This window comes from Bacillus bingmayongensis, from assembly GCF_000299035.1.
GTDB classification, from domain to species: domain Bacteria; phylum Bacillota; class Bacilli; order Bacillales; family Bacillaceae_G; genus Bacillus_A; species Bacillus_A bingmayongensis.
Genome location: NZ_AKCS01000005.1, coordinates 485,221 through 511,468 on the forward strand (window position 1 = coordinate 485,221; position 26,248 = coordinate 511,468).

Genomic DNA, 26,248 nt, shown 5'->3' on the forward strand with positions numbered 1-26,248 from the left:
CTATCGAACAGGCGTCGCAGCAGACATCTGAAAACCAAGTGATACTAAATCTGCGTTTGTGCCAGGTAGCATCATAAGCGCCCCATCTGCAATATGAAATCCATGCTCAATCATCATTTCACGATAACTTTCAGGAATAGGTGATGAAAGACGCTGGAGCTTTGCACCATATTCGTCCGAAATGTTTGTATCTGGCATAATGCCTTTCCATTGTTTTATATTTGAAATCGGCTCTTGTATAATTTCATCTGAAATAAAAATATTTTCAACGAGAACCTTTCCATCTGGTACTGACATATTCATAATCCGCTGTACGATTGGTTCTGGATCTTCACCTGTTGATGCTCCATCTGTCATATGACAAACAACAGGAGCTGGTCCTTCTTGTAAATTTGGTAATTCATTTTCCAATAACTTTTCTACTACTGAAAAAGCTTTTGCTGTATCTGTTAAACGATGCGTTTGAATTTTTTCTAACGGACGTAATCTTGCGACTTCATCAATTGTTTTCACACCACCTAATAAATCAAAGACATGATCGCTATAAGCTAAAATAGATAAACGATATCTCGGCAACAAACGACTGCCTTTCGTAGAACGAAACACCATTTGACGAATTGCTAAGGAAAGAGCATCTGTCACAATATCAATACGTCGCTTCTCCTCTCCTCCTGCATCCATCATCTGATTCATCGATGCACTCACATCAAGTAAATAAATAATATACGCTGGTGTTTGCTGTGTTGCTTGTGTTTGATATAACATGTTCCATACCCTTTCTCATAAAAAAATTATACAAGAATTCTTTATATTCATAGTTTATTATAACGTATGAATTTTCGTTTTCTCAATGTATTATAGAATTTTTTTCCTATTATTTATACAATGTTATTATTTATGATTAAAAGAATACCTCTCCAATATTCCTTCACGAAACGAATATTGTTTTTCATTCTCTACTTCTTCCTATATATACATAATAAAAACTCTCCATATATGAAGAGTTTTTATTATGGTTATGGCACAAGACGCGTACAATCCCTCGGAAACGCACTCGCCTCTCGAACATTTGATAGTTCTAAAAACTTATAAACAAGCCTTTCTAGACCGATTCCAAAACCACCATGCGGCGGACAGCCATATCGGAATGTGTCAATATAAGACTGAAAATTTTCAGGTTGTAGCCCTTTTTCTTTAAAAGAAGCAAGTAACATACCATACTCATGAATGCGCTGCGCACCTGACGTAATTTCTAACCCTTTATACAATAGGTCAAAAGAATCCGTAACAGCTTGATTTTCTTTATTCGGCATCGTATACATCGGTCTCGCTTCTTTCGGATAATGTGTGATGAAGACAAAATCACTACCGTATGTTTCCATCACATATTTTCCAAGTAGTTTTTCCCCTTCTGTATCTAAATCGCCAGCTGGTGATTCTTTTTGGTACTTTGTTTTTAAAATACGCTGTGCCTCTGCAAGTGTAATCTTTGGAATTTCTGTAATGATAGGAACCGTAACTTGCAAGAGCTCTAATTCTTTTTCACATTTCTGTCCTACTTGTTCAAACATATAGCGTAAAACATCTGCCTCTAATGTCATCACTTCATGAAAATCATGAATAAACCCAAGTTCTACATCTAAAGATATATATTCATTCAAATGGCGGGAAGAGTTGTGATGTTCTGCTCGATAAACTGGAGCAATTTCAAAAACACGTTCCAATCCGCCTGCGACCATCATTTGTTTATAAAATTGCGGTGACTGTGCTAAATATGCTTCTTTCTGAAAATAAGGTAGTTTAAAAACATTCGCTCCACCTTCCGCTCCTTGTGAAACAATTTTCGGTGTAAATATACGTGTGAAATCGTTCTCTATTAGAAATTCACTAAATGCCTGTACGAGTGTCGATTGAACCGTGAAAATTGCCTGTATCCGTTCATGCCGAAGTGATACCACGCGCTCATTTAACATTTGATCTAAACCAACTTGCAGCTTTCTTTTGTTCACTTCAAATGGAAGTGGATCAGAGGTATTCAATAACTGTATTTTACGCACAAGCACTTCCACGCCTAATTCTGTTTTCGTTGTCTCTACTAGTTCTCCCGTAATTTGAACAACACTTTCCACATCAACTTTATAGCCGGCCAAGTCTTTTTCTAACACACATTGGATGACACCTGTTCGGTCACGTAATAATAAAAAACTGATATTCCCCAAGTGACGAATTTTTTTCACCCAACCTTGTAGTAAAACCACCTTTTTACTAGACGTTTTACATTCACGAACGAGTGACCGCTTCATTGTTTGATCCATTATTGTTTCCTCCTATATTCTCATATTTATTTACATTATTGTTGTCATCGTCATCATCCACGGTCACTCACCTCCTTTCAAAGAATACAAAAATCCGCCCCTATAAATAGGGACGGATTTTTTCCGCGGTACCACCCAAATTGCCATACTGACCATCTTAGACCTGATAACGGTAGGTACCGTTTGCTTTTACTAATCATCACGTTCAAAGCAACGCTCACAGGTGTCTTTCCATCATGCGGTATCGCAATCTTCCCAGCAACCGATTGCTCTCTGGAGACCCTTGCATCATGTACTTTTCCTGTTCATCACTTTTTATATTTACAGAGTATTCTATTCCTTTAAAAGAGAAAACGCAAGTGTTTTTTCGTTATTTTCTGATTTTTTATTTTAAACTCATTCTGCAATCCTTTCTTCAAGTTTTTGAAATGCTTTTGAATCATAACCTCCCCATCTCAAAAACATCTCATTCTATTACATAGCAATTGATTGTTTCACGCATATTATTAGTAAATGTATTCTGGAGGTCTATACATGAGAAAAATTGTAAGTTCCACACTGTTACTATTATGCATGATAATGACAAATCAAGTATACGCGTATTCCCCACAATCATTACCCATCTCGCAAAACTCAAAACAATGGAAAGTCAATATTGATGAAGTAAAGAAAACAGACAAGGACATGTTGCAACCTAAAAAAGGTGTCTTTCACACGTATCACTTCTCAGTACAAAACATTGGAAAAGACGAAGTATATAACGTCCATGTGGAAGTTTTCCGAAATGAACCGAACACAGAGACAAAACATGAACTGTTTTCTTTAAAAGAAGCTCGATTAGCAAGTGGGAAAACAGGATTTGAACATGCGAATTTTCCTGTTTCCGTAAAAGCAAATGAAGTAGATGTCATGATTACATGGCAAGAGCATCCTTTCCTTGCAATGCGAAATGGTCAAAAAGTGGAAGGTAGAAAGTTTAAAGAGCATTTTGTGTTTAAAGAAGCTAAAAAATGAATATTTATCCCTCTGAAAAGAGCCGTGATTGAATGAAAAATCACGGCTCTTTTCAGATTCATAATATTAATTCATACTAATTCCCCGTGCTGCCCAAATCCGGTCAATTTCCGCTGCATGTTGTCCTCCATATAGAAGAGCATCGGCCTGTTTAATTGCTTTTGCTCCATCACGGAAGTTAGCATTTGGCGTTAATGACCAGTGCGATTGTAAAATGATTTTTGTCGCTACATCACGCCCAAAGGATTGTGCCATTTCATATTCTCCTTGCGCCCAAATTTCTCCATCTGCATGTACCTCGTTCTCAATATCCCTTGGATACACTTTATTGTTATCTAAACGTCGTAAGCATGTTGGGTTGGAACTGGAATAAGAAGTCGCATCCCATTCTCCTACACATGCCTTTCCATATCCTGTCGTTGATGTAGTATCTTCATAAGTAGCACCTAGGAAATCTCCAAATCCCTCTCCCATCGCTCCACCTTCTGCCGAATTTCCGAACCCTGGAACTTGATTATCTTGAATCGAATGCCCATATTCATGCGCGATGATTCCTGCATCTTCGGCGTCATCTACTCCACCGGTTCCAAATGTTAAAGCTTTCGTTGATGGAGAGTAGAAAGAATTATCAGCTGTCGTTCCATTTACATTTACTTTAATAGAACGATTATTAATATTTTTAAAACCTATTTGTTGGATGTAACGTTGTAAAGTGTCAATATGATAATATGCCATCACATCTTCAAAACTATCATTTGAACGAGTGTAATTAAATTGAAGAGTTGGCGATTTTGTATTTGCCTTTGAAGAAATTGTGACGTAATCTCCAACTAAAGAACCTGTCCCATTTAAGCCTTTTAACGTAACTGTTTTTAATTGATTATTTAGTGCAGTGGAATCTGCATCATTATTATCCTTTAATCCAGTTAAACTACCACTGGATACGACAGGATTAGGCATAAACACTTTTCCCGTTCCCTCCGCTTTCCTGTTTATATCAACCTTTTTAATTAACTTTCCACTCTCAGCATCAATGAATGTTTCCCACGCACCAAATGGTTGATTGGAATGGACTACAACTCGGTATACCGGAATAGCAACTCCTTCTTCAATGACATACCCAAATTCATTCATTGTTGGAGCCCATAAATTTTGTTCACTTTCTCCTCCAACGTATGCCTTTGATTTTTGTTCTGCATCTTTTTCACTAATCTTTTGCTTTATTTCTTTCACACTCTGAACAGGCTGATAATCAGAAACTGCAAGTAATCCTTGACCTTTTCCATTAAGAGTCACGGTTATTTGTCTTGAAAATACAGGAGCACCATTTACCACTTGTTGAAATCTAACATATGAAGCTACCTGTGTATCCGTTGTTGAAATATACTGTAAGTCTGATAGATCTGGCTTTAATGAATATTGCGCGGCATTCGTTTTTAAATATTCGGCTGCTTTTTCCTGAGGAGAATACCTATCTATCTTTACTTGTTTCTCTTCTACCGCTGAAGCAGTAGATACTGTACCAAGTACTAACGGTATCGCTGTAGCAATTGCCACTACTCTTTTTTTGAACATTAGAACCACTCTCCACTCTCTTAATAAATTTTGAATGTACGAGTAATTCTATAAGCCTTGTTATATTACCTTTCTCTTTTTTGTATCGATAGATAAAGTAATATTTTCTCAATATTTGTGCATCAAAGTAATAAATACTTTCGAAAGATACTATCCGTTATACTTATTGAATTTAAACAAAATAGTAAAGAAAGTCCGAATCATCTAGCATTCGAACTTTCTGTTTACATCCTATTCTTTTTAACTTGCTGGACTCAGCTTAATACGAAGCGTTTTGTCACCTAAAGAAATTATATCATCCTCCTGTGACAATGCCTCAAATGTAAATTGCCTCGCTAACAAGTTTTCTTCTAGTAAACCTTTATGTTTTGTTAATGTTCTCTGTAATTCATCTTCTGTATCAAGAATTACATCCACTCGCAAATTAACAGGTAAGTTCAACTGTTTTCGATACTCTTGAACAGCTCGAATAAATTCACGTGCTACCCCTTCTTGTAACAATTCATCTGTCACATTTGTATCTAACATAACTGTATATTGTCCATTTGTCGTATTAGAAAACCCTGCTTTCGGCACTTGTTCTACCAATACATCTTCAAGTGTTACTGTAATTTCTTCTCCTGAGACAAGCTTACACATTGCTTTTTCATCTACAACAAAGTTTTGTACTGCTTCTTGCGATAATTGTTTTAGCCATTGATTTACAGCATTTACGTTCATTCCGAACTTCGGTCCTGCCGTCTTAAAGTTTAGCTTTAATTGATACGATGTATACTTTGTTTCATCTAATTCTACATGAAATGCTTTTACGTTCAGTTCATCCATGACAATGTCACGATAGGATTCCCAATCCACTTTCTGTTCATGATGCTCGAGTAATACAAGTTCTGCTAATGGTTGTTTTACTTTTAAGGCATGTTGATTTCGATTGCTACGTCCGAGCTCGACAACTTGTAAAACAGCATCCATTTCTTGTTCTAGTTTTGTTTGAATAACAGTTTCATCCGCTGCTGGATAATCCGTTAAATGAACACTACTTCCTTCTAAGTTAAGATGAATATCTTCCGCTACAAATGGAGTAAACGGAGCGAGTAACTTACTAACCGTGACAACCACTTCATGAAGAGTTTCATATGCCGCTGCCTTTTCAGGATTCATACCAGACTCCCAAAAACGATTGCGTGAACGTCTTACATACCAGTTACTTACCTCATCTACAAGATAAGCAATTTCACGAGCTGCATTTGTAAATTGATACTCTTCTAATGCGCTCCTTACTTTTTTCGTTGTACTATGAAGGCGTGATAATACCCACTCATCTAGTTTCGTTTTCTTAACCTCGTACTTCCCTTTTGGGTTGTATTCATCTAAGTTTGCATATAAAACATAGAAGCTATATACATTCACAAGGGTATCTACTAGTTTTGATTTTGCCTCTTGGACAGTTCTTTCAGAAAAACGTTTTGCATTCCACGGTGCACTATCAACAAGGAGAGCCCATCTTAGTGCATCTGCACCAAATTTTTCAACTAACTCTACTGGATCTAATGCATTCCCTTTACTTTTTGACATTTTCTGTCCTTGTTCATCTAGCACATGTCCAAGAGATAATACACGTTTGTATGGCACTTTTCCAGTATATAAAGCCGCTACTGCTAATAAGCTATAAAACCAACCACGCGTTTGATCAACACCTTCAGCAATTACATCAGCTGGGAATTGTTCCTCAAAAAGCTCTTTATTTTCAAAGGGATAATGATACTGTGCAAATGGCATCGAACCGCTATCAAACCAAACATCGATTACTTCTGGCGTACGAGTCATCGAACTGCCGCATTTTTCACAGCATACTTTCACTTCATCTACATACGGTTTATGCAGTTCTGAATTTTCAGCTGTATGTCCTACGCTATGACTTCTTAATTCATCAATACTCTTCGGCGCAAATTGATGATCACAGTTTTCACATTCCCATACATTTAACGGTGTTCCCCAGTATCGTTTCCGGCTAATATTCCAGTCTACCATATTCTCTAAAAATTTCCCGAAGCGTCCGTGTTTCATATGGTCCGGATACCATGTGACTGCATCATTATTCTTTAAGAAAGTCTCTTTGATCTCAGTTGTCCGAATGAACCAGCTTTCTCCAGCATAATACAGGAGTGGTGAATCACAGCGCCAGCAATGCGGATAACTATGCTCATATTTCTCTTTATGGTATAGCAAGCCTTCCCCAGCTAAATAACGAACAATATCAACATCACATTCTTTCACAAACTTCCCTTGTAAAAACGGAACAGCTTCCGTATACTTACCTTGCTCATCCACAACATGAAGAAACGATAACCCTTGATTTTGTACCACTTTATAATCATCTTCTCCATAAGCTGGCGCGATATGAACAAGTCCAGTCCCACTATCTCCCGTAACAAAATCCGCTGAAATAACATGGTATCCATTTGTCACCTCAGCCATAGGAAACGGCGCTGTGTAGGAAATACCTACCAATTCTTCTCCTTTATGAGTAGATAATACTTGATGTCCTTCTTTTAACACATCATTTGCACGCTCTTTTGCGACAATATAAACCGTTCCACCTTTCTCTGCTTTCACGTATTCCATATCCGGATGTACAGCAAGTGCTACGTTAGCAGGCAGTGTCCACGGCGTTGTTGTCCATCCAAGAAAATATTCATTTTCACTATTCAACACTTTAAACTTTACCGTTGCACTTAAATCCTTTACTGTTTTATATCCTTGCGCTACTTCATGTGAACTAAGTGATGTTTGGCAACTTGGACAGTATGGTGAAACTCGATGACCTTTATATAAAAGCCCTTTTTCATGAATCGTTCCAAGAATATGCCATACACTCTCGATATAAGGATTTTCCAACGTTACATACGGGTCATCCATATCGACCCAATATCCGATGCTCTCAGTAAATTCACGCCACTGCTTCTCATACGTAAATACACTTTCTTTACATTTTTGGATAAACGGTTCAATTCCGTATTCTTCAATCTCATGTTTACCGGAAATACCAAGCTGTTTTTCAACTCCTAATTCTACCGGTAATCCGTGCGTATCCCAACCAGCTTTTCGAAGTACTTTATACCCAGTCATTGTTTTATATCTCGCTACTAAATCTTTAATCGTCCGTCCGAGCGCATGTCCCACGTGCGGCAGTCCATTTGCAGTTGGTGGCCCTTCATAAAAAACGAAAGATTGTGCACCTTCACGATTTCGAATGGATTGCTCAAAGATATTCTGCTTGTTCCACTGCTTGCGAATTCGTGTTTCTCTCCCTACAGCTGATTCTTTTACATCTACCTTCTCCATTTACAATCACTCCTTTGAAATTTTGTAAAAGCACACAAAAAACCCGTCCCTAAAAGTAGGGACGGGTTTACCCGCGTTACCACCCTAATTCTATTAGCCTTTTAACTAATAGCGCTTAGCAACGTACTAACATACGCGTTCTTTGTAACGGTAGACATCCGTCCGAGCTTACTCTATTCAGCCACGGCTCCTCGGAGATGATTTTCAAATAAAGTCTGTACACCGGCTTTCAGCATAGCACCGGCTCTCTGGGGAACAATACGATATTTTACTCTTTCTCGTCTTCAGATTTGTATACTTTTATTAACAGTTATTTTATTCCATGAAACAGATAATTGTCAATCAATTCAAAAATATATTTTTATTTTTGTCCTGATTTTCGAATTTTATACATCGTGAAAAACTTCTATTTCTTTATCGTTTCCCATACCGCCTTTGAAATATTTGTACTTGCTATCCTCGGAATTAGTTTTAGCCTTCTACTAGCACCAGCCCTGCCAGAACTCACATATTTTGCAGATCAAAATGGAATTCATGCGTATGGTATACTTTTTGCTATCTATAATACAGCATACTCAATTGGTATGTTTTTCGGGCCAATGCTTAGCGGAGGTTTATCAAATTTATTTGGATTAACAAACGCTTTCTACATATTTAGTGTTTTTCTTTTATGCTACCTTTGCTTGTTTTTGTGGAAAATGAAAAAACGACATTAGGTTATAGCTATGTATACAGAATCTAAGAACTAGAACATCAAAAAACCCGTGAATTATTCACGGGTTTTCCCTTTCGAAAAGCTAATCGCAATTGTTCCAGCTCCTGCATGAACAGCAAAAGATATAGGAATTGGGTAAAGTAGAAACTTCATTTCAGGAAATGTTTCTCTGAAATCGGCAATCCATTCTTCTGCCCCTGCTTCATCATTAGCGTGAAAAACATGTACTACATTCGGAGTTACTCTTTCAAGTTCGTTTTGCATATATTCTTTACATTTTTGTATTTTACGAACTTTCTTTTTCATCACAAGTTCGCCATGGTGTACTTCTAGAATTAGGTTTACGCTTAGTAGACTACCTAGTATAAATTGCACACCCTTCACACGTCCACTTGCATATAAACCTTTCAAATCTTTTGGAAATACATAGTAAGGACTACGTTCAACGTGTTGTATTGTTTTTTGTATATCTTGTAAAGTCATACCCTCACGGTATAACGTTTGTGCTTTTGTTAAAAGTTCATCCATTGGATAACTTGTTGTTTCACTATCTATTACAATTAAAGGAAATCCTGCCATTTCTGCTGCAAGTATCATATTTTGATAGGTACCACTTACTTTGCCGCTAATTGTGACAGCAAATCCTTCTTCATATTCTTCTTTACATTTCGAGAAAAGAGCAACCATCTCTCCTAAATTAGGTTGTGACGTAGTTACGGTTACGCCTTCTTTTAACGCATCGTAGACACGTTCACGAACACCTTCTTCATAGTCTTTATAGGCCGTTCCATTAATAACAATTTCAATAGGTATAACAAAATTATCTTCACTTGTTGTAAAGCTTGCAGTTGTACTATCAGTAAACCAAGCAACACGCTTCATGTTGTTCCTCCCTTGTGTGCATCCTTTTTCTTGAACTTCTCTCACAAATCTATCCATGCGAGTTATAAAAAGGACTATGCTTGCTATCATAACAAGACTAGATCTATTATTCCATAAGAGATGGATTATTTGAGCAAATTTTTCAAAATTAATATCGAATCTATTCGCATTCATACACAATTTCGACATATTTACTTTTCGTAAATACTATCAAACTAAAAAACAAGGCTTCTAACACGTATACGAAGTTAGAAACCTTATCTCATTACTTTATTTACATTATTTGTTTTTCACTATGCCAAAAGTAATTTTCATACTTGGAGCATAAACTAAAGAAGAATCTATAGTAAACTCTTTAGAGAATCTTAATTCTGCCTCGTACTGTGTTATTGCTTCATTATATGTCAGTCCTCGATTTATTAAACGTCCAATAAAATCATCCTTTTCAGCAGGTGTATTACCGATCCCCTCTTCCTTAAGTAAGTGATACAATTGTTGTTTATCTCTTTGCATCTCATTCGTATTAAGAAAATTAACTTTATCGCTAACCCTGCACTCGATTTTTTCTACACCTAGCTCACTTAAATATATCGGTAATTTCATTCCAATGTTACCATCTTTTCCATTTCGCTCTGCATCTTTTTCAAACAATTTTTGAAGAACACCAAGCTGGATCATTTCAGATTGCTCTAGATTATTCAAATAGTACGAAGACATATTCGAGATCCAGTGCGGCTCAAAACATATAATATTACCTCCATCTACCACTGAATCTATCATTTTTTGTAACACTGTCTTCGGATTGTTCATATGTAATAAAAAAGCATGGCAGATTGCTATATCATACTTACTCTCTAATTCTATTTCAGTAACATCTGCCTCATTAAACTCTGCTTCATACGGAAGAGGATGAAACAAGTTTCTCGCTTCATTGAGTAACTGCTTTCCTTTATCAATGCCAGTATATCTTGATCCTACCGGTAACAAAGGTAATAGTTTCAGACCTAAATAGCCGTATCCACAACCATAGTCAACAATATGAACTGGTTTAGAAATTTTCCAAACTGAATTTACTAAAAAATCTAGATAGTCGTCATTATAGTATAGATCTCTTGTATTTCTTAAATACTCTAACCTATTATCCCATTCATACTCTTTCAATCGAGCTACCTCCTTGTGTTTATAAAGAATGTTAAGTTGTCGCAATGCTACGAAGTACTAATAGATTGTTTTAAAAAGGGATATGAATTTTAGTTCTTAATCTTGAGGCAGCACTTCATGTTATGATTCTTTCTAGTCATTATTTTTAGTGACAATCTAAAGGTCATTTTATTAAAAAATAAATAATCCTTCTCATCATATTTGAATGATATGATATTAAAGTGTGGGATAATAGATATGTTGAGAGGTGAAACTTAATGAAAAAATATTTAAAACTCGTAATCATAGGGAGTCTTATTTTTATTGGTGTTACATCTTGTACAGCTATCGAATTCATAAATGCGGCTCATCCTTTACTTACAAAGTCTCCTCAAGAAGAAGAAGCAATAAAAGCAAAAGCGGTAAAGGCTACTATCGATTATTTTAAAAAAGAAAAAAATTTAGATGTTACAATCACACACGCTGATTTTTCTAATGAATTGGGAACGCATTCAATTTATATACGTGGATACCTTTCTAGTGATAGAAACCAAGAAATTTTTGCAGATGTTTCCTGGAGAAAAGAGTATATTGTTAATGTTGAGGAATGAATTAACACTTTAGGAAATAGTTACAGCTGGTATTTTTATACTGTTATATATTGCTTTAGAATGAATTTTGTTCAAATTGATACTAATAACCTTGATAGACAATCAAAAGAGAGAGTATGTTTTTTGAAGAAAAGATTGATTAAAACACACTCTTACTATATTGAATTGGAACATATTTTTATAAAAAATATACCTTTAATCATACATCTTTTCTAAACTTATTAAATTCTTTCTTTGATTTGACAATCCAATTGTGAAACTATTTGATTTTATTACAATATCTCCTCTGTTACCTGTCAATGTAACAGTTATTTTAGTCTTAAACCACCCTCTCTTAACTTTCACGCTTTCTACATCTTTCATGTCTATATACTTCTTATTACCGTTGAACTTACCCTGTAAAGGCGTTATCTCTAATAACATTATTCTTTTATTTGTAAAACATATTATTTGATGCTCATTCTCTAGCAACGCTCCAAAACCTAACTTGAAATACTCTGATGTTGATGCCATTTTCATTGTGTAGAAATAATAAAAGTATGTTTCGCCTTCGATTTTTAACTCGTCAAATAATTCATCTAAATACTGATTTGTTAACATTTTAATACCTCTTATTATGAAATTTACTAGTTGTTTACTACATTACCTCTGTTTTCTCTACTATATAAACCTTCTAATTTAATTAAGTTCTTTCTATGTGTAATTGGACAATTTTCAAGTTATAAAATTGTTTTGCTTACATCTCTTCCGGAGCCCCCATACCAAGCAAGCGCAATCCTTCTTTTAACACAATCGTTACTGCATAAACAAGTGCCAGTCTACTTTCCTTCTCTTCATTCTCTTCAAGAATACGAACATTTCCATAGTATTTATTAAATGCTTGTGCAACATCTAATAAATACTTCGCAATATGTGAAGGTTCATTTTTTGAAAAGGCTGTTTCAATGATCTTTGGGAATTTATTTAATAATTTTATCGTACTCCAACTATGATCATCGCTTAACGCAAATGATTCTGTTTCAAATTTGGCATTTTCTTTTCGTAAAATGGAGCAAGCACGTGCATGTGTGTATTGGACGTACGGTCCTGTTTCACCTTCAAATTTCAGCATTTTTTCTAAAGAGAATTCAATATTGTGCATACGTTCATTTTTTAAATCATGAAAAATAACTGCCCCAACACCAACTTGCTTAGCCACTTCCGCTTTTTGCTTTAAGTCTGGATTTTTCTCTTCAATGTTTTGCTCTGCAAGCGTAATCGCTTCCTCCAATACTTCTTCAAGCAGTACAACTTTACCCTTACGTGTGGACATCTTTTTACCATCTTTTAAAATGAGTCCAAATGGTACATGAGCCATACCATCTACCCAATGATAACCAAGTTTCTTTAATACAGTGAAAAATTGCGTAAAATGTAAGCTTTGTTCTGCACCTACCACATATAGCGCTTTATCAAACTCATATGTGTTTTGACGATATAGTGCCGCTGTTAAATCACGTGTTGCATAAAGTGTAGCCCCATCTGATTTTTTAATTAAACATGGTGGCATATCTTCTTTTTCTAAATTGACAACTTGTGCTCCATCTGATTCTTCTAATAATCCTTTTTCTTCTAAAATCTCAACAAAGTCACCCATTTTATCATTATAGAAAGCCTCTCCTTGGAAGTTTGTAAATTCAACACCAAGAAGTTCATAAATACGAGAGAACTCTTTTAAAGATTCATGACGGAACCAATTCCATAAAAAGACTGCTTCTTCATCACCGTCTTCTAATTTCTTAAACCATGCACGACCTTCTTCTTCTAGCTCTGGATTCTCTTTCACTTCTTCATGGAAATGAACATATAATTTGAATAATTCACGAATCGGATCTTCTTTTACAAGCTCTTCATTTCCCCATTTTTTATATGCAGTAATTAATTTTCCAAACTGTGTTCCCCAATCACCAATATAATTGATTCCTACAACCTCATACCCACACTTTTCAGCAATATGTTTTAAAGAGTTCCCAATCATCGTTGAACGTAAATGTCCCATGGAGAACGGTTTCGCGATATTTGGTGAAGAGTAATCGATTACTACTGTCTTTTCTCGCCCCAAATACCCTTGTCCATATTCTTCTTTTTCAGCTAAAATCGTTTTTAATACATCATCGCTTACTATGTGACGGTTGAAAAATACATTCACATATGGCCCAACAGCCTCCACTTTTGTAAAAAATGAATCGTTTAAGTTCTCAGCGATTTCTTTCGCGATAATTGCCGGTGCTTTTTTATATTGCTTGGCGAGCATGAAACAAGGGAATGCTGCGTCTCCGAATTCATCTTGCTTCGGAGTTTCAATTAGATCTGTAATCTGTTCCAATGATAATTCTGATTCAATTACTTCAAATAAACTTTTTGCAAATTTAATTTTATATTCCATGTTGCTCCCTCCTTATTTTTTAAACACAAAAAACTCGTCTCTAAAAAAGAGACGAGTTTTCACCCGTGGTACCACCCTTGTTGTTCACTACGAACCACTTTCCCGTTTATAACGAGGACAGGGGGCCCCGGCTTACTCTACTATTCATTTCAAGCAGCGTCTCCGAAGTGCGCTTCATCCGTTTCTCCGTACTAGGCTCTCACCATCCCTAGCTCGCTTTACTTCTGAACCAGACTACTCTCTTCATCGATGACATCCTATATGATTGATTATTGCTTATTATACATCTTTTCAAATAATTAGCAAGGTTCAATTATACCAAAATGAAATTTTGCACTTTTTCGCTTATAGACAAAAAAATTATGTCGTTCAAATCGTGTACTACGGAAATGATCTTTCAAAACAACACGTTTCCTAGCGACACGCTTTGCCTCTGCAATCGTTTCATCTGTAACATCGTTATACAAAGCAAAGTGTTTTAAACCGCGAATTCCATCTGATTCAATTACTGTTTCTTCAAACATTGGATCCAGATAAACAACATCATAACTGTTGTCTTCGCAGCGCTTTAAGAAATCAAAATGCTCGTTCTTCTTCACTCTAATTCTGCGCATCGCTTCATCGATTTCTGAAATACCCGCACACCACTGCTTTAAACCTTTATTCATTATATAAGCCATGTAACGATTTCCCTCAAGCCCCGTTATAACTCCTTCTTCTCCAACAACATAACTTGCAACAATACTATCTGATGCCATGCCTAGCGTACAATCTAGTACCGTCATCCCTTGTTCTAACTTTGCAGCTTCTACAAATGGATCATGCTCTCCCCGCATTAATCTCTTCACACGAAACATTGCCGAATTAGGATGGAAAAAGAACGATTCTTCCGTACCTTTTGGATAAATTGCTAATCGATTCTTTCCTACGACGAGTACATCTTGTTCAAACTGCTCATGTAATTTGGACACAGATATATCATTACGTACTACAAAAGAACATTGCAATTCTTCCGCTACCTCTTTTGCATAAGCAGTCATTTCCTCATTTGTTCGTCCTGCTGTTGTTACAATCATCTTTTCACCTCAATATATAAAGAAAAAAGGGAGAATTACTCCCCCTTTTTAGCAATGCTTTTCAAAAGCTTGTTCTAAGTTATTAATAATCTCTTCCATTGTTGCTCCTTCAATTTCATGACGATGAATAAAGTGAACAACTTCGTTTCCTTTTAATAACGCCATAGATGGTGAAGACGGTGGAATATCTCCGAAGTACTCACGCATTGTAGCTGTTGCGTCTTTATCTTGTCCTGCAAATACAGTTACAAGATGGTCAGGTTGTTTTTCAGAACGTACAACCGCTTGACCAGCTGATGGACGCGCTAAACCAGCTGCACATCCGCAAACAGAGTTTACGACAACTAATGTTGTACCTGTCGCATTTTCCATATATTCTTTTACAGCTTCTTCAGTAGTTAATTCTTCAAATCCCGCACGCACTAACTCTTGGCGCATTGGAATTACCATTTGACGCATGTACTCTTCGTATGCATTTGACATCTTGTATCTCTCCTTCAACTTTCATTCCAAATTCATCATATCACGCTCTTATAATAGGTGCAAAAGAAAGATAACGTTGTCATCATTTTTTTGAAGGGATTTCGCAAATCCCTTCGCGGCAGTGTCCAACAGGAACAAGTTTTCTATTATTGGCGATATAGTCGTATACTTTATTTCCAAATCCAAGTAGCATAGATAACTTAATAAATGGAACTGCAATCCAATATGCTGGGATAAACTTTGCTAAAACATAAATGCTGCCAATTCCATCGTACCATTTGTCGTTTTGGAAAATATAAAGTCTTTGTTCCATCTTAGTTTGTAATGCTGCAGAAAGCTGATACTCTTCCACAACATCTTTATCACGAAAAGAAATAAACTTCACCGCACCTTTTTTATCAAGCTTCTTCGTACGCTCTGCAACTGCCGTGCACATCGGACACCAACTATCATAGAAAACGAGCATATGATTATTCTCCTTTACGAGACTCCGTCATTTGTTTCCAAACAGATCCTTTCGCTTCTTCTCCGCCCTCAATACGTTCTAATGCTAAACGAGCTTGCATTGCTACTTCGAACTCTGGATCATCTTGCGCTACGCGTAATGCTGGTATCGCACTTTCATCACCAAGTTCAAATAAGAACATCGCTGCACGCCAGCGCACTAATTTACTTGGATCTTTTAATGATTTAATCATGACAAACATCGCTGCTGGATCACCTACATCTGATAAGCAATCGCCTGCTGTACGACGTACACTTACAGAACGATCTAATAAAGCTTTATATAGTAACGGTAATACTTCCTCACCTTTTACCATACCTAAGTACGCTGTTGCTAATCGGCGGATGGATACTTTCTCATCCTCTAACGCTTTTTTCAATACAGGAATGTCTTCTTCAGTAGGATCCATTTGCTCAAGTGCTGCGTAGCGGTTTTTCCAATCAGAATCTGCCATCATCTCTTCTGTTACTTTGTATGGTTCACGCTTTGTAATCGTTACTTCTGTAGCACCCGCTTGATCTAATAATTCTTTTACAGTCTTTTCAACACGATCTTCTGGATAAGCAGCTACAATTTCTTCGACAACTTCTTTTCCGATCTCTTCAAAATTGCCATAACGTGTACTTTGTTCCACCCATTTACGCTCTTTGACAACGTTAGGTGCTGACATTTGCACTTTCATAATCGCTTCTTTAAAACGGTCTGGTAAGCCAACCCGTTCTTCTGTTGTTCCATCTGTTAATTTCACCTGCATCGGAATTGTAAAGAACATTTGAATGAATACTTTCACTTCACCAAAATGCGAAAGTTGCTCCCTCTCATCTTCTTCTGTCACTTCTTCTCCAAACACAGCGCGAACTTGTTGTAAAAGTACTTTCCAGTCATACTTCGCATTTCTCTCTACTGCTAAAAAGTCCGCAACATGATATACCCCTTTAATACCTTCAATTTTTAAAATATGCTGTACTTGCTCTGGTGCCTGTTCTGCATTTTCATTTGTATAATTATTACGTGCTCCTGATGGTAACACTTCATTTAAAATAACTTTCATTGTATTTGGACTTGGCGTCGGTTCAATTGCTTTAATCTTCACGTAAATGTACTCTCCTTTATTGCTTGTTATTAGCTGTATTGTAACATGTTCTATTACTATACTCCTACTGAGACGCTTGCTTTTTCTAATAACAATTGTAGTCTTAGTAGAATTCATGAATATCATGTAAGAACTGACTCTATAGATATATCTCTTTTGGTATGATGTTCTCCTCTCTTCTTCAAAAACGTAATCCTTTCTGTTTTATACATTCCTTTTACAATACTCTGACGCATTCCTAACAGATTTTCTCCAAGCAACGCATATATACATAAGCAGTTCCTTGCTTCATGTAATTGAGTCTAAATCATGTCAAAATACACAATTTTCCCGAAATGGTGTGGTGAATCCCATGCCCATCAAGCTAAGAAATCAAGTCACCCCCAAAACAAAAAATCTCACTTCTTATCTGAAAAAAGATAAGAAGTGAGATTTTTTTGGATACTACCAATAATGAGACGTTATGTTAATCACATATGAATATGGTATACAACTATTTAAAGCTATGTGTACATGGCTAACTTTATCCTAATCGATCTCCTTTTTTTACATTTTGTTGAGGTTCTATAAGCACAACACCCTGTTCTGCATAGACCCCCATCACTAATACTTCTGAACTAAAATCAGCAACCCTCATTGGAGGGAAGTTTACTACGCCTAATACTTGTTTACCAATAAGGTCAGATAAATCATAACAATCTGTTATTTGTGCGCTGTTCTTCTTAACCCCTATCTCATCGCTAAGGGTAAAAATTTCGCCTACTTCAATTTTCGCCATATTCATTCTCCTCCTGTCATACTCTAAAAAATAGAACGTTCAAACCAAACGTTTACTGGCATATATTTCCACACAAAAAAAAAAAAAAAAAAAAAATTAATGCACAAAGAACAACAAATTCTTCCTGCTTCAGCGTAAGTATCCAACTAAAAGGGGCTCATTTGTGAATATGAATGAACATATTTTATATTAAATAATTGGATTAGAGAAAGTAATTTACATTATTACAAAATTAAAAAAAAATAATCCAAACAATTAAGGTTGATTTCTATTGATGGGAAGATGAATTTTAAGAATAAACCAATTGCCATTCAACTTCGCATTCATTTTTCCATTCATTTTTTCTATTAGCTTTTTAGATAGATAAAGGCCTAACCCACTTGCTTCAGTGTTCGTTCTACTGGTGACTTCTGTATAGAAACGCATAAATACTTTTTCTACGGCCACTTTACTATCTGGTTTGATATCATTTTTAACGCTTAAAATTAGATAGTTTTCTTCATTCCCGTAGCTGATTATCACTTTACTTTTGGCATAACGAAGTATATTTTGAACAATATTTTGGATGGATGACACGAATAAGCATTATTTTGTCAGCAATTATTTGTCGATCATTTATTTGTTCAGGAAATTGAATTTCAATTTTCTTTTCCTCGAGTTGTTCATAAGAGGACAAAAAGATTTCTTCAACTAAGGGAAAAAGAGAAATCGAAGATAATGCTATTTCTTTTTGGTTAGTTTCAATGCGTGCTAAGTCATAAAAGTGATCTGTCATCTCAATCAGACGTTTGACAGAGTGTTCGATAATCTGTAGATAGTGCACCTGCTTTGTTTCATCTGTGGCCGTATTTAAGAGTTGAACATAGCCGTTGATGGACGTGAGTGGTGTCCGTAAATCATGAGAGAGCCCAGCGATTGACAACTTCACATTTTCTTCCATCTGTTTTGCTTGGCGATTTTTTTCTTCAAATGCATCAATCATCTGATTCAATTCATCGACTAAATCCATCAATGCCTTCTCACGAAAATCAAGAAATAGCCTGCTGCCAAAACTGGAACGAATGGGAAGCCTTTTGACCTCATGTTTCAATTTCCACAGTTCTCGCTTTAAGAAGTAGATATAAAGAAGAAGCGCCAATGTTAGGAAGACAAATATCCATCCCCACATAACATTCACGCCCCTTTCGTTAATCAAATTTGAAGCCTATGCCCCATATAGTTTTAATATAGTTTGTGTCATCTGAGTTAAGTTTATTTCGTAAATTACTTATATGCATGTTAATGGTTTTATTGCTATCAAAAAATGGTTCATTCCAAACACTTTCGTAAATATTGGCGCGACTGAATACTTTTTGTGGATTCTCTAAAAATAGTAGAAGTATTGCGTACTCGCGTCCAGTAAAATGAAGAGTTTGGTCATTTATCTTCACTTCACGCGTGTCTAAATTTATGCTGATATTCTTGTAATGAATTTCTTTCATACTACTGACTGAAGCCTTTGCTGCATGACGTAATTGAATGTGAATTCGTGCAAGTAGTTCCTTCACATCGAAAGGTTTTATGATGTAATCATCTGCTCCATTCGTTAATAGTTCTAATTTCGAATTTTGGTCATTTTTTGCTGAAATCACAATCACGGGAATAGTTGAGTTATGCCGAACTTCTTGAAGAAATTCTTCCCCATTCATCCCTGGAAGCATCAAATCTAATAGAACTAAATGTACCTGATTTTGTTCGAATAGCAATTTCCCTTCAGTTCCTGAGTATGCACTTAGGATTTTAAAACCGTGCAAATCTAATGTTTCTTTGATTAGTGAATGAATTGTAATATCGTCTTCAATGATTAATATCGCTGCCATATCCTATCAACCTACTTTATATCTGTTCGTCTAAACAGAATGATTCCTAAACTTGATGATAACACGATTGTGATGAGACTGACCAATATCATCTCAGGATATTTTGCGATTCCCGCTGGTTTTGCGAAATCTGAATAGAACAAAAACGCTTCCGTAAACCAGTACGTTACTTGCTTAAAATGTGTAGTTTGTTGGAAAATTTCAGGTCCAAAACCTGTCGCAATTGTATAAAGAAAACTCCAAATAAGTGAGATGCTACTATTTTTTGTTAGAAAGCTAATCATCACATAGATAGATACATTTGCTAAAATTAATAAATAAAGAGTACTAAAAGATTTTATAGCAAAGCTAAGGTAATTGTTAATCTTAACAACTTCACCAAAGCCAAACACTACTGAAAAGCTTATCATTCCAAGCACGGTCATTACAATTACACCTACGAGAGAAAGTAGTGCGGCAATCACAAATTTCGATAGATAATAATGCGTGCGACTACGACCTAAGGCCAACGCGTTTCGAATCGTTCCATTTTGAAATTCTTCACCAATAAAGAAGCTGATAAAAGCACTTATGACGAGTAAAATAGTTAATCCATTTTTCTCAATCATCAGAATACCTGTTGCTCCATTGATGACTGTATCGATTGCTTGGACGAGTTCTGTTCCATTATGCACAGTTAATTTACTATTCACGACTTGAATGATAGGAAGCAAAAATAAAACACCTAGGGCGATTAATAGTTTTTTACTTCGGGATAATTTGATTCTTTCAGCTGTTAAAAGATTAAGCATGGGGGGTTCCTCCTGTTAAATGTAAAAAATAATCTTCAAGTTTTTGTCTAGTTGCACCAATTCGCGAAACCTTCACGTTAGCTAAGACTAACGAATGATTGATTGTGGCAACGTCATCTAAGTGTTCATAGATGTGAATTTCTGTTCCATTGATGACTTCATAATCCCTTATCCCTATTTTATCTAGTACGACGACTGCTTTTTGAACCTCAGTTGTTTCTAATTCAATGTATTGACGAGTTTCACGTGCTAGGTCCTCCTTTGAAAGTTCACTAATGATTTTTCCATCATGCAAAATTCCGTAATGTGTAGCAACCTGTGAAAGCTCATCAAGCAAGTGACTTGAAAGTAAGACGGTGATACCACGCTCTGCCACCAAACGTTGAATGATTTCACGCATTTCAACAATACCTGACGGGTCGAGACCGTTTGTCGGCTCGTCTAAGATTAAGAACTCAGGATTTGTAATAAGTGTTGAGGCAATTGCTAAACGTTGACGCATTCCTAAAGAGAAGTTTTTAGCTTTCTTCTTACCTGTATTACTAAGGTTCATTAAGTGAAGTAAATTATCAATCTCTCGTTCACTTACACCACCGTTTGCCGCTTGTACTTGTAGATTCTCTCGAGCCGTTAATTCAGGATAAAGTGCTGGCGTTTCAATGGATTGTCCCATTCTTCTTCTTGCATATTGCAATCCCTTCATGCCAGTTTCCCCAAACAGCTCGATGTTACCCTCGTCGATAGTGATTAATCCCATGATGGTGCGCATAAATGTCGATTTTCCTGCGCCATTCTCCCCGATTAATCCGTAAATCATACCTCGTTTAATTTCGATAGATACTTTATCAAGCGCTTTGTGTTTGCCATATATTTTTGAAACATTTGTTGCTTTAAGAATCGTTTCCGACATAAGTAATCATCCTTTCGATGTTGATAGGCTTAGAATAAGTGCTAGGAATAAATAATTAGACTAGAAAAGTATAAAAAAAGTGTAAAGAATTCATTACAAGTGGCTATTTCAACTTATAAACATGCCCCTGTATTAAAGGCTTTTTACGAGCAGAATGCTTCGATAAGAAACAAAAAAAGGACCGTTTGTGGTGTTAGCCCTGTCAAGTAGACAGCTATAAAAAAGACTAGGCAGCCATCAAGATTCGATATTCTATCGGAGCTCGGTGGTTGAGTCGTTTTTGGAATCGTTTATAGTTATAGAAGTAGATATATTCCTCAATTGCTTGTACTACTTCTTCTTCTGTTTTAAAATGGTGTAAATACAACATCTCCGATTTAAAATGGGAGAAAAATGACTCGATGCAGGCATTATCATGGCAGTTTCCTTTGCGAGAGTGGCTGCCGATGATACCCAAATCTGAAAGTCGTTTGTTGTAGACATGAGATGTGTACTGGAACCCTTGATCTGAATGAAGAATGGTTCCACGCACATCTCTTTTTTGTACCAAATTTTCAAGCGTATCTAATACGAGTTCATTGTCATTGCGTCTAGAGATTTTCCAAGAAACAATTTCATTATTATAAATGTCTTGCACGACAGAAAGATAGCGAAATCCATCTTGGATTCGTAAATATGTAATATCTGTAACGAGCGCTTCATTTTGTTTTCGATTTTTAAATTCACGGTTTAAAACATTTGGAAAAGTATTCGAATAATTCCCTCTAAAGAAGCGTCGCTTCTTACGAATAATAGATTGAATGTTGAGCTCACTCATTAATCGATAAACCTTTTTATGATTTACAAAGAAACCTTCCTCCTGTAAAGCTATTTTCATACGTGGATAGCCGTATTGTTTGTACTTCAGGTGGATAGATTGTATCACTTTTTTTAATTGTTGATCCGCTTCTGATCGTACATTTTTAGCTGTTTTCGCACGGATCCATTTATAATAACCCGCTCGATGTACACCTGCGAATTTAGTAAGCCAAGTGATCGGATATTTCATTTTTAACGATTCAATGATACGATATCGCTCCTTGTGCCTCAGTGCACCTCCATTTACAGATTTGGATAACGCTTTTTTAAATATGCAACCTGTGCCTTGTAGTAGTCTCTCTCTTCCTCCACACTGTTAAAATGGACACGTTTTCCTTTTAGAGGATTAGGAATACCTTGAGTTCCGCTATTTTTTCCACGAGTATCTGTAATATCACCCAATTCTTTATATTTTTTCACCCAATCCTTAAGTTGTGTAGAGCTCCTGATATTATATTGCTTAGCTATAGCTTGATAACTGCCTTCTCCATTTAAATAACTTTGAACAGCTGATAGTTTTAATCCATCTGAATACGTATTGAATGTTGTACCTTTTTTAACCACGAAAAATCCCCTCCAAGTAATAGTGTAACACCCATGTATGTACATGGTCTTTTTACACTGTCTACTTAAAGGGGATAATACCATTGTCGGTCCTTTTTTCTATTAATATGTTATCGATTTAAGAACCTTCAGCCTATCCTTTTTGCTTTGGTCTCAACCTGTCTTGTTATAACTTAATAGGCATGGAGCTTTTCCGTATCTCCTATATTTATTATCTACGAATCTGTCCATTTCCACGAATCACATATTTTGTGGAAGTCAATGCAGGAAGCCCCATTGGTCCCCTTACGTGTAGCTTTTGCGTACTGATGCCAATTTCCGCACCGAAGCCGAATTCAAAACCATCAGTAAAGCGGGTCGATGCATTATGATAGAGCGCCGCGGCATCGACGGACGTGAAAAACTTGCTGACGTTTTCCTCATTCTCTGTAATAATCGCTTCGGAATGCATGGATCCATAAGTATTTATGTGATTAATCGCTTCTTCAACAGAGGAAACCATTTTGACTGCTAGCGTGAGAGATAAAAATTCTGTTCCCCAGTCTTCTTCTGAAGCAGGTACAATAGAAGAATCAATTGCCAATACTTTATTATCACCACGTAGCTCTACTCCTCTTTCCTTCAAGAAAGAAAATAGTTCGCTACCAAATCGCTGCGCCCACTTTTCATGAAGTATAATCGTTTCGATTGCATTACATACAGATGGACGCTGCTTTTTGGCATTTATGATAATATCAAATGCCATTTGTTTATCCGCTGTTTCATCAATGAAAATGTGACAATTTCCCGCACCTGTTTCCAATACAGGAACAGACGCTTCTCTCACTACAGTATCTATTAACTTCTTGCCACCTCTTGGGATAAGAACATCCAAGTACTCGTTTAATGTAAACAGCTGCTTTGCGCTATCTCGTGACGTATCTTCAATAAGCTGTACGCTTTCTGGAGACAAGCTTGTTTGTTTGAGCGCTCGGTGAATAACAGCAACGATGGCTTTGTTAGAAAAAGTAGCGGAAGAACTACCACGCAAGATCACTGCGTTTCCTGTTTTCAAGCAAATTGTGGCCGCATCTACCGTTACGTTTGGCCGCGCCTCGTAAATCATCCCGACAACACCTAGTGGCACGCGCATCTCCTGAATAGACAATCCATTCGGTCTTTCCCATGCGGTTACATATTCTCCAACAGGATCACGCAAATCAATCAGCTGCCGGATACCCTCTGTCATATCAATAATGCGCTGTTCATTCAGCATAAGGCGATCAAGGATAGAAGCAGAAAATCCTTTTGCCTTACCTTCTTCGATATCCCGTTTGTTCTCTTTCAAAATATAAGCTGTTTCTATTATCAATTGATCAGCAATCGCGGCAAGTGCCTCGTTTTTTTGATCTGTGGATTTGAGCACAAGTTCTCCAGCAATCTTCTTCGCTTTTTGTCCCTTTGCCAACACTTCATTCATTTTCATTTCCTCCTTTTAAAGATTAAAAAGTATAAAATTCAAGGCTTGTTTTACTCCGCCCACTTGGCACTACCATTTAAGCCTTTCCTGCCTAGATATTAGTTGTATTGATTGAAGAATTAGAGTCAGATTTATAACGGTGGACTCTATGCTCTACACTTGGATGAGTCCACTCTATTCTTAAAATGAAACCCAATTATCTCTATGGATGACTTCATAGCTTTGCCTTTCGCCTCGCGTTTGAATATCATGGCTCTGCATACCTTTTAAACCCCTCAGTTCCTCTGCACTGTATCTGCACTGTCCTTTCCCTATCACGCGCCCTTGTTGCGTTACGACCTCCACGACTTCGTCCGCTTGGAAGAATCCTGACACACTAGTAACACCAGCTGGAAGAAGACTCTTTCCATGCTGAATGATAGCAGCGGCTGCCCCCGCATCTACTTCAATTTGTCCGCTAACAAGCGAATGTAGCGCAATCCATTGCTTGTTCATCTTAATCACTTTTTGAGGAGCATTACCGATATACGTTCCATCACCTTTCCCCTTCAAAACATCTAAAAACTTCTCCTGTCCACGTCCTGTTCCGATGAATACACTCACTCCGAGAGATAGTGCCGTCTTTGCAGCATCGATTTTCGATTTCATACCGCCGGTTCCAAGTTTTGAGCCGGCATCTCCAGCAAGAGAAGCGATTTCTTCCGTAACCTCAGGGAGAAAATAATATTTTTTCGCGTCCGCATTTTTCTGGGGATTTTGGTCATATAAACCGTTCACATCCGTAAAAATCATGAGCATATCCGCCAAGACAAGCCCGCTTACTAAAGCAGACAACATGTCATTATCACCAAATGTCAGCTCCTCTAAAGAAATAGAATCATTTTCATTGATTATAGGAAGAGCGGAACGATCTAGTAGCTCCCCTAAAGTGGCGTAGGCATTACTGTATTGTTCTTTTCTGGAGAAATCGCTTCTCGTCAGTAAGAGTTGCGCGGTAACGATCTTATATTTACGGAATTCTTCCGTATACGCCTGCATTAACAGACTTTGCCCAACAGCCGCGGCAGCCTGTTTTCCTTTTATTGTCACAGGTCGGCTTGGATATCCTAGAGCGGAAAAACCTGCAGCGACAGCCCCAGATGTTATCAGCAAAACTTCATGTCCTTCCTGTTTCAGTCGCGCCATAGCAGCAACGTGATCTGAAAGCTGTTCCTCAGAGATGCCACCATGATTAGCTGCCAAAGAACTGCTTCCGATCTTCACAACAATTCGTTGTTTTTTCACTTTTGTACCTCCTAGTCTAAATTCAAAGTTTTTTGTAAATTCCGTTTCTATACATGTAGTTTGCAGCAATGTCTCTTCTCATCAATGCTGCCTATCTAGTAATAAAGAGCAAAATAACAATGACCGCTTCGCCCTTAATAAAAAGGACGAAACGGTCATTGTTCCGCGGTACCACCTTCATTGATATAAATAAATATCCACTTGGTGCCTATAACGCAGGCGTACGCCTAAATTTTCATTTAAGACTCAGGGATAGGTTCAATACTTTCTATACGAGGAATCTTTCAGCCGGTGAATTCCACTCTCTTGCGCAAGAAGACATATTTACTAGTTCCCTTCAACGATTTCCAATTTAATTTTTATTCATTATGCAATATGGTGCATTTTTGTGTCAAGAAATATTTTGAAAAATTAATAGGGTGACAAGTTTTAAGTATGAAATTATGTACACACTGTATTAACATCACCATATCTAGAAAACGTTAATATAACAATACCTTATGCCTTATTCATAAATATAAAACCTTCTAAACATCCCTTAGCGAACAACAAAAAGAGCTATTCATGTC

24 protein-coding genes and 4 other annotated features are annotated in these 26,248 nt (G+C 36.7%); of the genes, 3 read left to right on the top strand and 21 right to left on the bottom strand.

What is annotated here, in order from left to right:
- Together Y7E_RS0102655 and aspS are read right to left on the bottom strand one after the other, a co-directional pair.
- Window positions 1-765 (bottom strand): vWA domain-containing protein, encoded by a 765-nt coding sequence (locus Y7E_RS0102655; protein WP_017149774.1) that lies wholly within the window; start codon window positions 763-765, stop codon window positions 1-3.
- A 251-nt stretch (window positions 766-1,016) separates the two neighbouring features.
- Window positions 1,017-2,315: an aspartate--tRNA(Asn) ligase gene (gene aspS, locus Y7E_RS0102660; protein ID WP_017149775.1), complete on the bottom strand. Its 1,299-nt coding sequence runs from the start codon at window positions 2,313-2,315 to the stop codon at window positions 1,017-1,019.
- Between the two features lie 105 nt (window positions 2,316-2,420).
- Window positions 2,421-2,633: a binding site (T-box leader), on the bottom strand.
- A gap of 216 nt (window positions 2,634-2,849) precedes the next feature.
- On the opposite strand from aspS, the gene Y7E_RS0102665 reads away from it, so the two are divergent.
- Window positions 2,850-3,329 carry a hypothetical protein gene (locus tag Y7E_RS0102665; protein ID WP_017149776.1) on the top strand — a complete coding sequence of 160 codons (480 nt, stop codon included), beginning with the start codon at window positions 2,850-2,852 and terminating at the stop codon, window positions 3,327-3,329.
- Between the two features lie 66 nt (window positions 3,330-3,395).
- Here the strand turns inward: Y7E_RS0102665 and Y7E_RS0102670 are convergent, their stop codons facing one another.
- Together Y7E_RS0102670 and ileS are read right to left on the bottom strand one after the other, a co-directional pair.
- The gene (locus Y7E_RS0102670; RefSeq protein WP_017149777.1) at window positions 3,396-4,904 is read right to left on the bottom strand and encodes a M36 family metallopeptidase; all 1,509 of its coding nucleotides are present in this window, start codon (window positions 4,902-4,904) and stop codon (window positions 3,396-3,398) included.
- A 240-nt stretch (window positions 4,905-5,144) separates the two neighbouring features.
- Window positions 5,145-8,246, bottom strand: coding sequence for an isoleucine--tRNA ligase (gene ileS, locus Y7E_RS0102675; protein WP_017149778.1), 3,102 nt, complete (start codon window positions 8,244-8,246; stop codon window positions 5,145-5,147).
- Between the two features lie 54 nt (window positions 8,247-8,300).
- Window positions 8,301-8,540 (bottom strand) — a binding site (T-box leader).
- A 101-nt stretch (window positions 8,541-8,641) separates the two neighbouring features.
- Between ileS and Y7E_RS34145 the strand changes: the two genes are divergently transcribed.
- Window positions 8,642-8,962: an MFS transporter gene (locus Y7E_RS34145; RefSeq protein WP_237741331.1), complete on the top strand. Its 321-nt coding sequence runs from the start codon at window positions 8,642-8,644 to the stop codon at window positions 8,960-8,962.
- 53 nt (window positions 8,963-9,015) lie between these two features.
- On the opposite strand, the gene Y7E_RS0102680 is transcribed toward Y7E_RS34145, so the two are convergent.
- A complete protein-coding gene (locus Y7E_RS0102680; RefSeq protein WP_017149779.1) occupies window positions 9,016-9,843 on the bottom strand; it encodes a DegV family protein in 828 nt (275 codons plus the stop codon).
- A gap of 279 nt (window positions 9,844-10,122) precedes the next feature.
- Complete coding sequence (locus Y7E_RS0102685) at window positions 10,123-11,004, bottom strand: methyltransferase domain-containing protein (protein WP_017149780.1); 882 nt, start codon at window positions 11,002-11,004, stop codon at window positions 10,123-10,125.
- Window positions 11,005-11,261: 257 nt separating this feature from the next.
- Between Y7E_RS0102685 and Y7E_RS0102690 the strand changes: the two genes are divergently transcribed.
- Window positions 11,262-11,594 carry a hypothetical protein gene (locus Y7E_RS0102690; protein ID WP_017149781.1) on the top strand — a complete coding sequence of 111 codons (333 nt, stop codon included), beginning with the start codon at window positions 11,262-11,264 and terminating at the stop codon, window positions 11,592-11,594.
- 195 nt (window positions 11,595-11,789) lie between these two features.
- Here the strand turns inward: Y7E_RS0102690 and Y7E_RS0102695 are convergent, their stop codons facing one another.
- From Y7E_RS0102695 to proB, 15 genes are all read right to left on the bottom strand, one after another.
- Window positions 11,790-12,194: a PH domain-containing protein gene (locus Y7E_RS0102695; protein ID WP_017149782.1), complete on the bottom strand. Its 405-nt coding sequence runs from the start codon at window positions 12,192-12,194 to the stop codon at window positions 11,790-11,792.
- A gap of 136 nt (window positions 12,195-12,330) precedes the next feature.
- Window positions 12,331-14,019, bottom strand: coding sequence for an arginine--tRNA ligase (gene argS / locus Y7E_RS0102700; RefSeq protein WP_017149783.1), 1,689 nt, complete (start codon window positions 14,017-14,019; stop codon window positions 12,331-12,333).
- A gap of 44 nt (window positions 14,020-14,063) precedes the next feature.
- Window positions 14,064-14,278 (bottom strand) — a binding site (T-box leader).
- A 40-nt stretch (window positions 14,279-14,318) separates the two neighbouring features.
- The gene (locus tag Y7E_RS0102705) at window positions 14,319-15,095 is read right to left on the bottom strand and encodes a class I SAM-dependent methyltransferase (RefSeq protein WP_017149784.1); all 777 of its coding nucleotides are present in this window, start codon (window positions 15,093-15,095) and stop codon (window positions 14,319-14,321) included.
- 48 nt (window positions 15,096-15,143) lie between these two features.
- Window positions 15,144-15,578 (bottom strand): BrxA/BrxB family bacilliredoxin, encoded by a 435-nt coding sequence (locus tag Y7E_RS0102710; RefSeq protein ID WP_017149785.1) that lies wholly within the window; start codon window positions 15,576-15,578, stop codon window positions 15,144-15,146.
- Between the two features lie 82 nt (window positions 15,579-15,660).
- Window positions 15,661-16,044 carry a thiol-disulfide oxidoreductase DCC family protein gene (locus tag Y7E_RS0102715; protein ID WP_017149786.1) on the bottom strand — a complete coding sequence of 128 codons (384 nt, stop codon included), beginning with the start codon at window positions 16,042-16,044 and terminating at the stop codon, window positions 15,661-15,663.
- 4 nt (window positions 16,045-16,048) lie between these two features.
- Window positions 16,049-17,176: a conserved virulence factor C family protein gene (locus Y7E_RS0102720; protein WP_017149787.1), complete on the bottom strand. Its 1,128-nt coding sequence runs from the start codon at window positions 17,174-17,176 to the stop codon at window positions 16,049-16,051.
- A 523-nt stretch (window positions 17,177-17,699) separates the two neighbouring features.
- Window positions 17,700-17,954 carry a hypothetical protein gene (locus Y7E_RS29045; RefSeq protein ID WP_017149788.1) on the bottom strand — a complete coding sequence of 85 codons (255 nt, stop codon included), beginning with the start codon at window positions 17,952-17,954 and terminating at the stop codon, window positions 17,700-17,702.
- A 255-nt stretch (window positions 17,955-18,209) separates the two neighbouring features.
- Entirely contained in the window at window positions 18,210-18,530 is a 321-nt protein-coding gene (locus Y7E_RS34150; protein WP_237741332.1) for an ATP-binding protein, read from the bottom strand.
- On the bottom strand, window positions 18,478-19,122 hold the full coding sequence (locus Y7E_RS29050; protein ID WP_237741333.1) for a sensor histidine kinase: 645 nt from the start codon (window positions 19,120-19,122) through the stop codon (window positions 18,478-18,480). The genes Y7E_RS34150 and Y7E_RS29050 overlap by 53 nt, the downstream gene beginning before the upstream one ends.
- A 19-nt stretch (window positions 19,123-19,141) precedes the next feature.
- Window positions 19,142-19,813, bottom strand: coding sequence for a response regulator transcription factor (locus Y7E_RS0102735; protein WP_017149790.1), 672 nt, complete (start codon window positions 19,811-19,813; stop codon window positions 19,142-19,144).
- Window positions 19,814-19,824: 11 nt separating this feature from the next.
- Window positions 19,825-20,604: an ABC transporter permease gene (locus tag Y7E_RS0102740; RefSeq protein WP_017149791.1), complete on the bottom strand. Its 780-nt coding sequence runs from the start codon at window positions 20,602-20,604 to the stop codon at window positions 19,825-19,827.
- A complete protein-coding gene (locus Y7E_RS0102745) occupies window positions 20,597-21,514 on the bottom strand; it encodes an ATP-binding cassette domain-containing protein (protein WP_017149792.1) in 918 nt (305 codons plus the stop codon). Before Y7E_RS0102745 ends, Y7E_RS0102740 begins: the two co-directional genes overlap by 8 nt.
- A 226-nt stretch (window positions 21,515-21,740) precedes the next feature.
- A protein-coding gene (locus Y7E_RS0102750; RefSeq protein ID WP_154652004.1) for an IS3 family transposase occupies window positions 21,741-22,936 on the bottom strand; the annotation gives its coding sequence in 2 pieces (ribosomal slippage) (window positions 21,741-22,630 and window positions 22,630-22,936; 1,197 coding nt in all).
- A gap of 211 nt (window positions 22,937-23,147) precedes the next feature.
- Window positions 23,148-24,395, bottom strand: coding sequence for a glutamate-5-semialdehyde dehydrogenase (locus tag Y7E_RS0102760; RefSeq protein ID WP_017149795.1), 1,248 nt, complete (start codon window positions 24,393-24,395; stop codon window positions 23,148-23,150).
- A gap of 180 nt (window positions 24,396-24,575) precedes the next feature.
- Window positions 24,576-25,679, bottom strand: coding sequence for a glutamate 5-kinase (proB, locus tag Y7E_RS0102765; RefSeq protein WP_017149796.1), 1,104 nt, complete (start codon window positions 25,677-25,679; stop codon window positions 24,576-24,578).
- Window positions 25,680-25,818: 139 nt separating this feature from the next.
- Window positions 25,819-26,029: a binding site (T-box leader), on the bottom strand.
- Window positions 26,030-26,248 lie beyond the last annotated feature (219 nt).